Annotated in this window: 11 protein-coding genes; 4 read left to right on the plus strand and 7 right to left on the minus strand. The window is 68.5% G+C overall.

The window, feature by feature from the left end; all coding sequences use genetic code 11:
* Positions 1–16 precede the first annotated feature (16 nt).
* Positions 17–2128: a TonB-dependent siderophore receptor gene (locus VES41_RS07335; protein ID WP_324814879.1), complete on the minus strand. Its 2112-nt coding sequence runs from the start codon at positions 2126–2128 to the stop codon at positions 17–19.
* A gap of 195 nt (positions 2129–2323) precedes the next feature.
* On the opposite strand from VES41_RS07335, the gene VES41_RS07340 reads away from it, so the two are divergent.
* A complete protein-coding gene (locus VES41_RS07340; protein ID WP_324815036.1) occupies positions 2324–3310 on the plus strand; it encodes an LLM class flavin-dependent oxidoreductase in 987 nt (328 codons plus the stop codon).
* 43 nt (positions 3311–3353) lie between these two features.
* Here the strand turns inward: VES41_RS07340 and VES41_RS07345 are convergent, their stop codons facing one another.
* The 6 genes from VES41_RS07345 to VES41_RS07370 all read right to left on the minus strand — a co-directional run bounded on the left by VES41_RS07345 (position 3354) and on the right by VES41_RS07370 (position 10413).
* Positions 3354–5012: an L-lactate permease gene (locus VES41_RS07345; RefSeq protein WP_324814881.1), complete on the minus strand. Its 1659-nt coding sequence runs from the start codon at positions 5010–5012 to the stop codon at positions 3354–3356.
* 124 nt (positions 5013–5136) lie between these two features.
* The gene (gene mnmA / locus VES41_RS07350) at positions 5137–6282 is read right to left on the minus strand and encodes a tRNA 2-thiouridine(34) synthase MnmA (protein WP_324814884.1); all 1146 of its coding nucleotides are present in this window, start codon (positions 6280–6282) and stop codon (positions 5137–5139) included.
* 71 nt (positions 6283–6353) lie between these two features.
* Positions 6354–6836: an NUDIX hydrolase gene (locus VES41_RS07355; protein WP_324814887.1), complete on the minus strand. Its 483-nt coding sequence runs from the start codon at positions 6834–6836 to the stop codon at positions 6354–6356.
* Positions 6833–9244 (minus strand): CHASE2 domain-containing protein, encoded by a 2412-nt coding sequence (locus tag VES41_RS07360; protein WP_324814889.1) that lies wholly within the window; start codon positions 9242–9244, stop codon positions 6833–6835. The genes VES41_RS07355 and VES41_RS07360 overlap by 4 nt, the downstream gene beginning before the upstream one ends.
* 102 nt (positions 9245–9346) lie before the next feature.
* Positions 9347–9670 (minus strand): hypothetical protein, encoded by a 324-nt coding sequence (locus VES41_RS07365; protein WP_324814892.1) that lies wholly within the window; start codon positions 9668–9670, stop codon positions 9347–9349.
* Positions 9670–10413, minus strand: coding sequence for a response regulator transcription factor (locus VES41_RS07370; RefSeq protein WP_324814895.1), 744 nt, complete (start codon positions 10411–10413; stop codon positions 9670–9672). The genes VES41_RS07365 and VES41_RS07370 overlap by 1 nt, the downstream gene beginning before the upstream one ends.
* A 275-nt stretch (positions 10414–10688) precedes the next feature.
* Here VES41_RS07370 and VES41_RS07375 point away from each other — a divergent pair, with 275 nt between their 5' ends.
* From VES41_RS07375 to VES41_RS07385, 3 genes are read left to right on the plus strand one after another with little or no spacing between them, the layout of a single operon-like run.
* Complete coding sequence (locus VES41_RS07375; RefSeq protein WP_324814898.1) at positions 10689–11825, plus strand: Re/Si-specific NAD(P)(+) transhydrogenase subunit alpha; 1137 nt, start codon at positions 10689–10691, stop codon at positions 11823–11825.
* A 30-nt stretch (positions 11826–11855) separates the two neighbouring features.
* Positions 11856–12182, plus strand: coding sequence for an NAD(P) transhydrogenase subunit alpha (locus VES41_RS07380; protein ID WP_324814901.1), 327 nt, complete (start codon positions 11856–11858; stop codon positions 12180–12182).
* Positions 12179–13666, plus strand: a complete 1488-nt coding sequence (locus VES41_RS07385) for an NAD(P)(+) transhydrogenase (Re/Si-specific) subunit beta (protein ID WP_324814904.1) — start codon at positions 12179–12181, stop codon at positions 13664–13666. Before VES41_RS07380 ends, VES41_RS07385 begins: the two co-directional genes overlap by 4 nt.
* Positions 13667–13710: the final 44 nt, after the last annotated feature.

Consider the following 13710-nt stretch of genomic DNA (forward strand, 5'->3'; position numbering starts at 1 on the left):
GGGCTGCGTCGGTACGTCAGAAGCGGTAGGTGGCGCTGGCGACCGCCGTGCGGCCGGCGCCCCACCAGCAGTCGCCGCGCGACAGGCAGGTGCTGAAGTAGTTCTTGTCCGTCAGGTTGTTGACGTTCAGGGCCAGGCGCCAGCGCGGATTTTCCCACGCGATCATGGCGTCGAGCAGCGTGGCGCTCGGCACGCGCGGGCCAACGCCGTACGACAGGTCGCGGAACGAGCTCAGGTAGCGCACCCCGGCGCCGACCGAGAAGCCGCCGGTGTCGCCAACGGCGAAACGGTACTTTGCCCAGACGCTTGCCTGATGCTCGGGCAGGCCTTCGATGATGTCGTCCACGTCCGTGTACGTATAGTTGGCGATCAGGTCCATCGCGCTGCCGATACGTCCGCGTGCTTCGAGTTCGACCCCGCGTGCACGGGTGTCGTCGAGCTGCTCGATCACCTCCGGCATGGGCGAGGTCGTGCGTTCCTTCTCGCGCAGGTCATAGACGGCGGCGTTGAAGGCCAGCGCCTGCTGCTTCGGCTCGTACTTGACGCCCAGTTCCCATTGCTCGCCGCGCAGCGGCTTGAGCAACTGCCCGTTCTGGGGCGATTGCGGCGTGAACGACTCGGCATAGCTCACATAGGGCGACCAGCCGGCGGGATGCGCATACAGCAGCGCAAAGCGCTTGGTGGTCGCGTCGTCGTCCTGCTCGATCGAATCCTCTGCACCGGACGTGGTCTGGTCGTATCGCAGACCGGCCAGGAACACCCAGTTGTTCCATTTCATCTGGTCCTGGACGTAGTAGCCCTGGCTGTCCTGCCGGGTGCGCGGCAGCGGGTCGCGCGTGGCCGGCAGCTGCAGGTTGCCGTAGACCGGCGCATAGGCGTCGATCTCGCTGTAGCCGACCGTGCCGCCGTACACGTTCTCGCGCTGGCGCGAGAAGTCGGCGCCGATCAGCAGCGTGTGCTGCAGCGCGCCGGTGGCAAAGCGCCCCGTGACGTTGTTGTCCATCACGTACATCTCGTTCTTGGTCAGCTGGTAGTCCAGGTAGCGGCCGAGGATGCGCTTGTTGATCGGATCGGACCCCCAGCCGCCGGGGATGGTGAAGGAGTCGCCCCAGTGGTAGCGGTTGTCGTTCTCGTTCTTTGCCCAGCGGAAGTTCTGGCGGAACGACCAGGCATCGTCGAAGCGGTGCTCGAACTGCCAGCCGAAAGTGGCGCGCTCGCTGTCGTAGTAGTCGCCCGGTTCGCCGATGAAGCGGCTGCGCGGCAGCTGGCCGTTGGGGTTGCCCAGCAGCGTGCCCTCCCAGGGGAAGAACTGGGAGCTGCTGCCGCTGCTGTCCTTCTGGTAGAGCGCCTGCAGCGTCAGCGAGGTGGCGCCGCTGGGGCGCCAGGTCAGCGACGGCATCAGCACCGTCCGGTCGTCCGGCACGTAGTCGACCTGGGTGTCGGACTTGCGCGCCAGGGCCACCAGCCGGTACGACCAGTCGCCGTCGGCGCTCAGGGCGCCGGTGAGGTCGGTCTGGATCTGCTTGCGGCCATAGTTGCCCAGTTCGACGCCCACTTCACGTTGCGTCTCCACCTGGGGGCGCTTGCTGACCATGTTCACGATGCCGGCAGCGGTGCCCGAGCCGAACAGCATGCCGGAGGGCCCTCGCAGCACTTCGACACGCTCGAGCGTATAGGGCTCGGTGCGCGTGGTGCTGGTGTAGTAGCCGTAGTTCTGGCGCAGGCCGTCCAGATAGACGTCCGGGTAGCTGCCGCGGATGCGGACCGAATCGGTGCGCGCGTCCAGGCCATACGCGTCGGAACGCACGCCGGCCGAGTAGTTCAGGGCGTCCTGCATGTTGGTGACGCCGCGGTCCACCAGTTCGTCGCGCGGCACGATGGTCACCGATTGCGGCGTCTCCGACAGCGGGGTGTCGGTCTTGGTGGCGCTGATGGCGTTCTTCGCGCGGTAGCCGATCACCGGTGTGGCCGCGGTTTCCGGCACCGCGTCGGCATTCACGCGCACTTCGGGCAAGGTGCCGGCCGGCGTGGCCTGCACCTGCGACTGGGCCCAAGCCGGGGCGGCGGCGGCCAGCAGGCTGGCGAGCAGGGTCATCGGGTGCTTGTGAGGGGCCCAGGCAGCCTTCATGAGTCGTTTCTCCTCGAGTTTCTTGTGCGGAACCAAAAATGATAGCCATTCGCATTCCATTTTTTGTGGAATGTCAGCAACGATGGGCGGGAATTGGCGCGAAGCGCGTGGCGAGACGCCGCGGCACGAGGGAGAAAAACAACACGCCGGCAGGCTTTGGCGCTTGGCGCCATGATGGCGGCCATGTCTGCCGCCATGCCACCGCTTTCCATCCTCGACCTGTCTCCGATCTGCGAAGGCGGGGACGCCGCCCAGTCGTTCCGCAACTCGCTCGCGCTGGCGCAGCACGGCGAGCGCCTGGGCTACAGGCGCTACTGGATGGCCGAGCACCATGGCATGCCCGGGATCGCCAGCGCGGCCACGGCCGTGCTGCTGGCCCACGTGGGCGCGGGCACCTCGACCATCCGCATCGGCGCCGGCGGGGTGATGCTGCCGAACCATTCGCCGCTGGTCATCGCCGAACAGTTCGGCACCCTCGAATCGCTCTATCCCGGCCGCGTCGACCTGGGCCTGGGCCGCGCGCCGGGCTCGGACCAGCGCACCGCGCGCGCCCTGCGCCGTGATCTCGACAGCAATTCCGAACAGTTCCCGCAGGACGTGCTCGAGTTGATGGACTTCCTGTCCAAGGAGCCGCGGCAGCCGGTGCTGGCGGTGCCGGGCCGGGGGCTGGAGGTTCCGATCTGGATCCTCGGGTCGAGCACCTTCGGCGCGCAGCTGGCGGCGCACCTGGGCCTGCCGTACGCCTTTGCATCGCACTTCGCGCCGCAGCAGATGATGCAGGCCATCGAGATCTACCGCAGCACATTCCGCCCCTCGGCGCAGCTGGCCAAGCCGTACGTGATGCTCGGCTTCAATGTATTCGCGGCCGAGACCGACGAGGCGGCCGAACTGCTGGCCAGCTCATGGCAGCAGGCCTTCGTCAACCTGCGCAGCGGCCGGCCCGGACGCCTGCCGCCGCCGGTGCCGGGGTACCGGCAGCGGGTCGGGCCGGCGGAGAACATGCTGCTCGACACCGTACTGTCATGCGCCGCGGTCGGTTCGCCACAGACGGTGCGCGCCGCCGTCGAGGCCTTCGTGGCGCGCACCGGGGCCGACGAGCTGATGGTGACGTCGCAGATCTTCGAGCCGGCGGCGCGGCTGCGCTCCTACGAACTGCTGGCCCAGCAGTGCATGAAAGCCTGAGCAGGCCCGGCCGCTCGCGCCGCCGGCCCCGCGGCGGCCATGTTCAGTGCACGAGCAGGGTGAAGGGCCAGACGTAGGCCTGCAGCGTCACCAGGATGCCGACCAGCGACGCCAGCGCGATCGAGTGGAAGAACACGAAGCGCAGGATGTCGCCCTCGTGGTTGAACCAGCGCGTGGCAGTGGAGGCGACCACGATCGACTGGGCGTCGATCATCTTGCCCATCACGCCGCCCGAGCTGTTGGCCGCGCCCATCAGGTTGGCCGACAGGCCCAACTGCTCGGCCGCCACCTTCTGCATGCCGCCGAACAGGACGTTCGACGCCGTGTCCGAGCCGGTCAGCGCCACGCCGAGCCAGCCCATCAGGGTGCCGAAGAACGGATAGAAGACGCCGGTGTTGGCGAAGGCCAGGCCGAGCGTGGTGTCCGTGCCCGAGTAGCGCGTGAGCGTGCCCAGCGCCAGCATCAGCATGATGGTCAGCAGCGAATAGCGCACCAGCCAGATCGTGCGGCCGAAGGTGCGCACGATCTGCAGCGGGTTGTACTTCATGAGCACCCCGCCGACGATGGCCGCCAGCAGGATGGCGGTGCCGGTCGCCGACAGCAGGTTGAGCGTGTAGACGGCACTTTCCTTGGTCGGCGCGGTCACCACCGGCGGCACCTTCTCCACCATGTTGTGCAGCCCGGCGATCGGGAAGTTCGGCGAGTACAGGCCGTTGAGCCAGCCCTTGACCGACGGCAGGCCCCAGATGAACACGAACACCGACAGGATGACCCACGGCATCCAGGCACGGACCAGCTCGGCGGTGCCGTGGCGCGTCACCGGCGCCGGGGGTTTGGTCTCGCCGGCGCTTATGTCCTTGCCGCGCAGCGAGGCCGACGTCCAGATGGTGCGCGGCTGCCACACCTTGAGGAAGGCGACCAGGCAGACCATCGAGACGATGGCCGCGATGATGTCCACCAGCTCGGGTCCGATGAAGTTCGACACCAGGTACTGCGGGATCGCGAACGACAGGCCCGCAACCAGGATCGCCGGCCAGATCTCGGCCATGCCCTTGCGCCCGGCGAACGCCCAGATCAGCCAGAAGGGCACGAGCAGCGAGAAGAAGGGCAGCTGGCGGCCGATCATTGCCGTGACTTCCATCAGGTCGTAGCCGTGCACCTTGGCCAGCGTGATCACCGGCGTGCCCAGCGCGCCGAAGGCCACCGGCGCCGTGTTGGCGATGAGCGACAGGCCCGACGCCGCCAGCGGCGAGAAGCCCAGGCCGATCAAGATGGCCGCGGTCACCGCCACCGGGGTGCCGAAGCCGGCTGCGCCCTCGAAGAAGGCGCCGAAGCAGAAGGCGATCAGCAGCAGCTGGATGCGCCGGTCCTGCGTGATGCCCGACAGCGAATCCTGCAGCACCTTGAAGCTGCCGTTCTGTTCGGTCAACTGGTGCAGGAAGATGATGTTCAGAACGATCCAGCCGATCGGCAGCAGGCCGGTCAGGCCGCCGAGCATCGCGGCGCGGCCGGCCATGTCCGCGGGCATGCCGTAGGCGAAGATCGCCACCAGCAGCGCGGCGACCAGGCCCATGCCGGCGGCGATGTGCGCCTTGATGTGGAAGAAGCCGAGCGCGGCCAGCATCACCACCACCGGGATGGCCGCGAGGGCGGTGGAGATGAACATGTTGCCCAGGGGGTCGTAGATCTGCTGCCAAGGCATGGCGGATTCTCCTTGTCGAAATGTTGTTAGGCGGAGCGCGACAGCGCCGCCGCATCGCGCGGCGGCCGGGCGAGATTATCGTGAGTGAGCGCTTCTGTGCGCGCCGGGCCGCGTCGCCGATGTGTCAGGGCGTGTGCGCCCAGGGCAGCGCGGACGCGATCACGCCGCCGCCCAGGCACACGTCGCCGTCGTACAGCACGGCCGACTGGCCGGGCGTGACGGCCCACTGCGCCTCGTCGAAATCCAGCTGCAGCGGCGCCGTGCCGTCCGCCGGCCCCGCCGGCATCTGGCACGCGGCATCGGCCTGGCGGTAGCGGGACTTGGCGCCGTAGCGGCCCGGCGCCGGCGGTTCGCCCGCCACCCAGCTCAGGTCGTCGGCGGCCAGCGAGCGCGAGAGCAGCCAGGGGTGGTCGTGTCCCTGCACCACCCACAGCGTGTTGCTGTCCATGTCCTTGCGCGCGACGAACCACGGAGCATGTTCGCCGCCGCCGCGGGCGGCGCCTTTTTCCTTGATGCCGCCGATGCCCAGGCCCTGGCGCTGGCCCAGGGTGTAGAAGGACAGTCCCTGGTGCTGTCCGAGCACGCGTCCGCGGTCGTCGCGGATCGGCCCGGGCGCCTTGCTGATGTAGCGGTTGAGGAACTCGCGGAACGGCCGCTCGCCGATGAAGCAGATGCCGGTCGAGTCCTTCTTCTTTGCGTTCGGCAGCCCGATCTCGTCGGCGATGCGCCGCACCTCGGTCTTGCGCAGCTCGCCCACCGGGAAAAGGGTGCGCGCCAGCTGCTGCTGGTTGAGGCGGTGCAGGAAGTAGCTCTGGTCCTTGGCGGGATCGAGCCCTTTGAGCAATTCGTGGCGTCGCGTGGCCTCGTTGAACCGCACGCGCGCGTAGTGGCCGGTGGCGATCCGCTGCGCGCCCAGGCGCATGGCGTGGTCCAGGAAGGCCTTGAACTTGATCTCGGCGTTGCACAGCACGTCCGGGTTGGGCGTGCGGCCCGCCTGGTATTCGCGCAGGAACTCGGCGAAGACGCGGTCCTTGTAGTCGGCCGCGAAATTGACATGCTCGATCTCGATGCCCAGCACGTCCGCCACGCTGGCGGCGTCCACGAAGTCGATGTTCGACGAGCAGTACTCGCTGTCGTCATCGTCCTCCCAGTTCTTCATGAAGATGGCGACCACCTCGTGGCCCTGCTTCTTGAGCAGGTACGCCGTGACGGCCGAGTCGACACCGCCGGACAGGCCGACGACCACCCGTTGCTTCGCTTGCGTGCTCATGGGCGATATTGTCCCTGCGCCGGCCGCTCCATGCCTGGGGCGGGACATGCCGCGGTGCGCCCGGCCGCGGTTCAGTCCGCGGCCAGCACCGACGGGTCGACGTGGATCAGCGACAAGGGGTGGCGTGCGCCGGCGAGATGGTCCTCGACGCAGCGCAGCAGCAGCGGGCTGCGGTGACGCGCCCGGCTGGCGCGGATCTCCTCTGGCGTCAACCAGAGCGTGCCGAGGATGCCGGTGTCGAGCTCGCGGCCGGGCACTCGCTCGCCGAGCTCGCCGCAGAAGGCCATGCGCAGGTAGGTGGTGTCGTGCCCGTCGCGCTGGCGCGCCCGTGCCATGTAGATGCCGACCAGGCCGGTGGGGCGGAACAGGTGGGCCGTTTCCTCCAATGCCTCGCGCGCGCACGCCTGGACGGGCGTCTCGCCGGCCTCGAGATGCCCTGCCGGGTTGTTGAGCATGCGGCCCGCGGGCGTGTCCTCCTCGACCAGGAGGAAGCGTCCGTCCCGCTCGATGACCGCCGCCACGGTGACGTTGGGCTTCCATCGCGGCGCGGTCATGCGTCCTCTTGCTGTTGCTGGCTGAGATGCTTCATGGTGCTGCAGTTGAGCTTGGGCAGCAGCAGTATGACGGTGCAGCCGGCATTCTCGGCGCTGTCGATCTCCACGCTGCCTCCGTGGCGCTGCGCCACCGTACGCACCAGCAGCAGGCCCAGGCCCACACCGTGCACGCCCGGGTGCGACTCGCGGTGCAACCGATGGAAAGGCTGGAACAGTTGGCTCTGCTGTTCGGCCGCGATGCCCGGGCCCTGGTCGCGCACGGAAATCGCCCACCTGTCGCCGCGATCGGCAATGCCGCAGGCGATCTCGGCACCGGCCGGCGAATACTTCAATGCGTTGCCCAGCACGTTGGTCAGGGCGCGGGCGAGCAAACCGCGATCGCCGGCGCAGGGGGCTTCGTCCGGGCCGGCGCCGAGCACGATGCGCACCTCGCGCCGGCGCGCCTCGTCCCAGGCGTTGTCGATGGCCTGCATCAGCGACTCGTTCAGGTCGAGCACCTCGGCCTTGAAAGGCTGCGCCTCGGCGCGCGCCAGGTTGACGAAGCCGTCGGCCAGCTCGAGGCCAGTCTGGGCATGGCGCTCGATGCGCTGCAGCAGCAGCTCGCGCGGCAGCATGGCGGGGCGGGCGCGCGCCAGTTCGATCACCGTGAGGATGGACGCGCTGGGCTCCCGGATGTCGTGCGAGATGAAGCGCAACGCCTCGTCGCGCTGGCTCTGCGCGCGGCGCATGCGGGTGATGTCCACCAGCGAGATCATCCAGCCGGAATGGATGCTCTCGGCGGTGAAGGTCGGCGCGCAGCGCAGCAGGAGGATGCGCCCGCGGGCGTCTTCCCCTTCTCCGGCGATCGGCGCGGGCGCGTCCTGGCGCAGGGCCTCGGGCGCCAGCATGCGGGCGCCGTTGTCGCGCGAGCGGATGTCGGCCAGCAGATCCTGGGCATCCTCGCCCTTGAGGGCTTCGGCAGTGCGCCCCCAATGTGCCGCCGCGGCCCGGTTGGCCATGAACACCTTGCCGCGCCGGTTCAGGATCAGGGTGGCATCGGGCAGGCGGTCGACGCCATCGCGGACGAAGCGATGCAGGTCACGCACGCGCCGCATGGCCAGCGCGGAGGCGTCGAAGTCGCGATCGAGGAAGTCGCCATCGGCCTGTTCGTCGCGCGGCAGGGACAGGCCCGCCAGCACTGTGTTCAGCTCTCGGGTGCCGCGCTGCAGAAAGCGGTGCGCCGCCGTCAGGCGCATCAGGCTCCACAGGGGATAGACGAGCAGCAGGCCGCCGAGCCCGGCAGCGGACGTGAAGCGCAGACCGATCCACGGCTGGGCCACCTGCACGCCCGTGCGCGCGACCAGGACCGTCAACAGCAGCACGAACACGCCCAGCGGCCCCAGCCAGAGCAGGCCCAGGAGGACGATGGCCAGCGGCACCAGGTTGAATGCCAGGTTCTGCCAGGTCGACGCCGAGGCGATGTGCTGGCCCGCCAGCAGCGCCTGCAGTTCGGTGGCGAAGATCTCGACACCCGGAACCAGGCCGTACTGCCTGGGCGCCGGGCTGGCGAACACGTCCGCAAGGCTCGCGTCGGTCGCGCCGATCAGCACGTAGCGGTTCTTGAAGACTTCCGGCGGCACGTTGCCGCGCAGCACGTCGATGTACGACACGGTCCGGTGCGAAGACGACGGGGCATGGAAGACGATGGCGTCATGCGCGGTGCGTGCCCAGCGTGCGGCCGGGGGCGACGTGGCCCCGCCGGCCGCGGTTTCGGGCTGCGGTGCGACCGGCTGGCCGCTGCCGGCCTGCGCCAGCGCCAACGCGAAGCTGGGCCACTCGCGCCCGGGAAAGCCCTCGCGCTGGTAGACCCCCTGGACGGTGCCGTCGGCGTCGAGCGAAAGGTGCGCGTGGCCCAGGCCGGCCGCAGCCGCCGCGAAGGCCGGGGCCGGCAGCATTTCCTTCTGCGTCTCGCCATGGCGACCACTCACCTGCACCGCCATCGGCAGGATGACGCAGCCGGCGTCCCGGATGCGGTGGGCCAGCAGCGCGTCGTCATCGTCAGGGGCATCGTCCTCGCCGCCGAGCAGCAGGTCGAGGCCGATGCAGCGCGGCCCTCCCCGGGCAATGCGGCGCAGCACCTCGGCATGGAGCGCGCGGCGCCAGGGCCAGCGGCCGATGGCGTCCATGCTCCGTTCGTCGATCGCGACGATGACGATGTTGTCGCTGGCGTCCGGCCGCACCAGGTTGAGCGCGCTCTCGCGCAACAGGCGGTCGGCCCGAGGCAGGCTGTTCGAGGCGGTCAGCGTCGCAACCAGCCCGAGCAGGCCGACGGCCAGCACCAGCCAGCCCAGGCGTCGTCGCGCCAGGCCGACCAGGCGCTGCGCGGGCGTCGGGCGAGTCACCGGGGGCGATGGAACGGAGAGTGGCATGTGGGTGGCAGATGGGGCGCGCAGGTGGTGGGACGGGCGGTACGCCGCGCGAACGCGGTCAGTCCGCGCTGCACGGCCGGCAGCCGGCGTCGGCCGAACGAATCAGCCGCGGATGCTGGCGACGACGCCTGGCGTTGCCGGGTCGAAGATCTGGCCGCGTCTGCGCATCAGCGTGCGCGGCGCTGCACCGGGTGCGTCCGCACCGTTGCCCACCAGCGGCTGTGCTGGCCTCGGGGCCGGCGAGTCGTCATCGGTCGGCACGTCGAGCACACTGCCGTCCATCAGGTCGACCTTCACGCTGTTGCCGGCGGCCTCGGCCGCCGGCGGCCCGGCATCCGGCTGGCTGTGCAGCGCGGCGGCGCTGCAGGCGCACGAGAGAAGCAGGCCGCCCAGGCCGGTGCAACACCGCCGGAACGCGGTGTTCATCAGGTGCTCCTGATGCCGGCCTCTGCGTCGGCTTCGTCGGCGCCGTACGGCGACATTCCGGTGTCGACGGTCTCCAGCCTGTAGCCCAGGCCATACACGGCGGACAGCAGGAAGCCGTTGGCCGGCCGCAGCGAAAGCTTGGTGCGCAGGCGCGAGATGTGTGTGTCGAGCGAGCGAGAGGGCTCGTCCGGCCCGCGGCCCCAGACGGCTTCGCGCAGATGCTCGCGCGACAGCAGTCGTCCCATGTTCTGGAACAGGAACAGGGCCAACTCGTACTCGCGGTGCTTCAGGTCGACCGGCGCGCCATCGACATGCAGCGTGCGCGATTGCGGGAAGAAGTGGTAGGTGCCGAACTGCAGTTCGACTTCGTGCTGGCTCGGGTAGGCGCGCCGCAGGAGGGCGCGCACCCGTGCCTGCAGTTCGGCGGCGCGGATCGGCTTGACCATGAAGTCGTCGGCGCCGGCGGCCAGTCCTTCGACCAGGTCCGCTTCGTCGCGGCGGTTGGTGACGAAGAGAATCGGCATCCGGCTGGCCAGGTCCTCACGGACCCATTTCACGATGGACGGACCCTGGATGTCAGGCAGGGTCCAGTCGAGGATCAGAAGGTCGAAGGACTGGACGCGCAGGTCGCGCATCAGCGCCTTTCCTTCCGTGTAGGCGTGGCATTCATGGTCGATGCCGTTCATGGTGTGGCGGATCAGTTCGATCTGCGACACCTCGTCATCCAATGTGGCTATGCGCATTGTTTTTCCGTCCCTTTTTTGCTAGTTGTGCTACGCAGTCTAAATCTGCGAAGCCGGCCATGTTCCAGCGATCCAGTTGCGATTGTCAACTCTTGCGCCAAATGTCACGATGGCTACGATCATTGTCCACGGGCTGTGAGAAACGTCGGACACCCTTTGCGGAAGCGGCGTTAGCGGCCACATTTACACACTTGTCTCAGGTCAAGAAACCCTTCGCGGTCTTCAGGTAAGCTCCCGGCCGATTGGGTTGAGTCCCCAGCCCGGAGGAGGTTGCTATGTTGATTGGCGTGCCCGCCGAGACAGTGGCGGGCGAAACCCGCGTGGCCGCAACGCCCGAGACGACCAGGAAGCTGGTCGCGTCCGGCCATGTCGTGCAGGTTCAATCCGGTGCCGGCCTGGCCGCGTCCGTCACGGACGAGGCTTATCAGGCTGCAGGTGCCCAGATCGTGGACGCAGCTGCGGCCCTGGGCGCGGAAATCGTGCTCAAGGTCCGCGCGCCCTCGCAGGAAGAGGCTTCCCGCATGAAACCCGGCGCGGTCGTGGTGGGCATGCTCAACCCGTTCGATGCCGAGGGCCTGCAGCGCCTGGCGACGGCGGGGCTGACCGCGTTCGCCCTGGAGGCCGCGCCGCGGACCACCCGGGCGCAGAGCATGGACGTGCTGTCGTCGCAGGCCAATATCGCCGGCTACAAGGCGGTGATGATGGCTGCCGACAAGTACCAGCGCTTCTTCCCGATGCTGATGACGGCCGCCGGCACGGTCAAGGCCGCGCGCGTGGTCATCCTCGGCGTGGGCGTGGCCGGGCTGCAGGCCATTGCCACGGCCAAGCGCCTGGGCGCGGTGATCGAGGCGTCGGACGTGCGTCCGAGCGTCAAGGAGCAGGTCGAGTCGCTGGGCGGCAAGTTCATCGACGTGCCGTACGAGACGGCTGAGGAAAAAGAGGCCGCAGAGGGCGTGGGCGGCTATGCCCGGCCCATGCCGCCGTCGTGGCTCGCGCGCCAGCAGGTCGAGGTGGCCAAGCGCGTGGCGCTTGCCGACGTGGTCATCAGCACGGCGCTGATCCCGGGCCGGGCTGCGCCGACGCTGATCAGCGAGGAAATGGTCAAGTCGATGAAGCCGGGCTCGGTGATCGTCGACATCGCGGCCGGGAAGGGGCCCGGCGGCGTGGGCGGCAACTGCCCGCTCTCCGAGGCCGACAAGACGGTGACCAGGCACGGCGTGACGATCGTCGGCGAGACCAACCTGCCGGCCCTGGTGGCGGCCGATGCGTCGTCGCTGTATGCGCGCAACGTGCTGGACTTCCTCAAGCTGGTGCTGCCCAAGGAGGGCGGCTTCAAGGTCGACCTCGAGGACGACATCGTTGCCGCCTGCCTGGTGGCGCAGGCCGGCCAGGTCACGCGGGCGAAAGCCTAGTCAAGCACGAAGACACAGCGGAGAACAGCCATGGATCCCGTCAGCCATACCGTCATCAACCTGATCATCTTCGTGCTGGCCATCTACGTGGGCTACCACGTGGTGTGGACCGTCACGCCCGCGCTGCACACGCCGCTGATGGCGGTGACCAATGCCATCTCGGCCATCGTCATCGTCGGGGCCATGCTGGCGGCGGCGCTCACCGAGACCTGGGTCGGCAAGGGCATGGGCGTGTTGGCCGTCGCGCTGGCCGCGGTCAATGTGTTCGGTGGCTTCCTTGTCACGCGGCGCATGCTCGAGATGTTCAGGAAGAAAGAGAAGAAAGCGCCTGCGCGCGCCGAGGGAGCCTCGAAATGAGCATGAACGTCGTCACGCTGCTGTACCTCGTGGCCAGCGTGTGCTTCATCCAGGCACTCAAGGGCCTGTCGCACCCGACCACGTCGATTCGCGGCAACCTGTTCGGCATGGCCGGCATGACCATCGCCGTGCTGACCACGGCGGCGTTGATCGTGCAGCTGGCCGGCGGCAAGGCCAGCGGCATGGCATGGGTGCTGCTGGGTCTGGTGGTCGGCGGCGGCTACGGGGCCTGGCGCGCCAAGACGGTCGAGATGACCCAGATGCCCGAGCTGGTGGCCTTCTTCCACAGCATGATCGGCCTGGCGGCGGTGTTCATCGCCATCGCCGCCGTGCTCGAGCCATGGGCGTTCGGCATCACGGCCGCGCCGGTGGCCGCGGCGGTGGGGGTGAACACGCCCGACGGTGCCTACATCATCGACGGCTTCCTGCGCTATGCGATCCCGGCGGGCAACCGGCTTGAGCTCTTCCTGGGCGCGGCCATCGGCGCGATCACCTTCAGCGGCTCGGTGATCGCCTTCGGCAAGCTGTCGGGCAAGTACAAGTTCCGCCTGTTCCAGGGCGCGCCGGTGCAGTTCAAGGGGCAGCACGTGCTGAACCTGGTGCTGGGCCTGCTGACCGTCGCGCTCGGCCTGGTGTTCGTGTTCACCGAGAGCTGGGCCGCGTTCTTCGCGATGCTGGCGCTGTCCTTCCTGATGGGCGTGCTGATCATCATCCCGATCGGCGGCGCCGACATGCCGGTGGTGGTGTCCATGCTCAACAGCTACTCGGGCTGGGCTGCTGCCGGCATCGGGTTCTCGCTGAACAACGCGATGCTGATCGTGGCCGGTTCGCTGGTGGGCTCCTCGGGCGCGATCCTGAGCTACATCATGTGCAAGGCGATGAACCGCTCGTTCTTCAGCGTGATCCTGGGCGGCTTCGGCGGCGAGGCCACCGCGGCGGTCGGCGGCGCCAAGGAGCAGCGGCCGGTCAAGAGCGGCAGCGCGGACGACGCCGCGTTCGTGCTGGGCAACGCCGAGACGGTGGTCATCGTGCCCGGCTACGGCCTGGCCGTGGCCCGCGCGCAGCACGCGGTCAAGGAACTGGCGCAGAAGCTCACCGAGAAGGGCGTGACCGTGAAGTACGCCATCCACCCGGTGGCCGGGCGCATGCCGGGACACATGAACGTGCTGCTGGCCGAGGCCGAGGTGCCCTACGACCAGGTCTTCGAGATGGAAGACATCAACGGCGAGTTCGGCCAGGCCGACGTGGCCATCATCCTGGGCGCCAACGACGTGGTGAACCCGGCGGCGCTGCAAAAGGGCAGCCCCATCTACGGCATGCCGATCCTGGAGGCCTACAAGGCCAAGACCGTGATCGTCAACAAGCGGTCGATGGCGGCGGGCTACGCGGGGCTCGACAACGAGCTTTTCTACATGGACAAGACCATGATGGTGTTCGGTGACGCCAAGAAGGTGGTCGAGGACATGGTGAAAGCTGTCGAGTAACTTTTTATTGCACTTACCATAGAGGGGCGTGGCGCCACGGGCGG

Origin of the sequence: Variovorax sp. (assembly GCF_035634955.1) — a bacterium.
Lineage (GTDB): Bacteria > Pseudomonadota > Gammaproteobacteria > Burkholderiales > Burkholderiaceae_C > Variovorax.